This window comes from Vibrio sp. OPT46, from assembly GCF_015163535.1.
In the GTDB taxonomy this organism is placed as follows: Bacteria; Pseudomonadota; Gammaproteobacteria; order Enterobacterales; family Vibrionaceae; genus Vibrio; species Vibrio alginolyticus.
On record NZ_JADDYG010000778.1, the window covers coordinates 601 to 996 of the forward strand.

At 41.4% G+C, this 396-nt stretch carries 1 protein-coding gene; it reads left to right on the top strand.

Annotated features, from left to right (window positions below; translation table 11 throughout):
• Positions 1 to 362, top strand: a 362-nt coding sequence (locus tag IQR33_RS27700) for an ATP-binding cassette domain-containing protein (RefSeq protein WP_228014185.1), incomplete at its 5' end; no start/stop codon positions are given.
• Between the last annotated feature and the right edge of the window lie 34 nt (positions 363 to 396).

A 396-nucleotide genomic window follows, 5' to 3' on the forward strand; every position in this document is an offset into this window, starting at 1 on the left:
ACAACAACGTGACCTTTCGTATTAACGTGGGAGAGAAAATAGGTATCACCGGAGCGAATGGCGTTGGAAAAAGCACCTTATTAAAATTGCTTATTGGTGAATTATCTGCAGATAAGGGCTGCATTGACTGGTTACCAAACCTTGAGGTGGGGTATTTAGAGCAACATTTTAAGATGGATAATGCGCTGACGGTTTATGAATGCTTAAAGAGTGCTTTTGAGAACTTATACGCTGCCGAGCAGAAGCTTTGGACTTTGTATCAGGCGATGACCGAGTCTCACTCTACATCTCTTTTAAGCCGAGTCTCACTCTACATCTCTTTTAAGCCAAGTCGCTCGGCTACAGGCATATTTAGAAGATGAAGACTTCTATGCAATTAATACCAAAATTGAACGA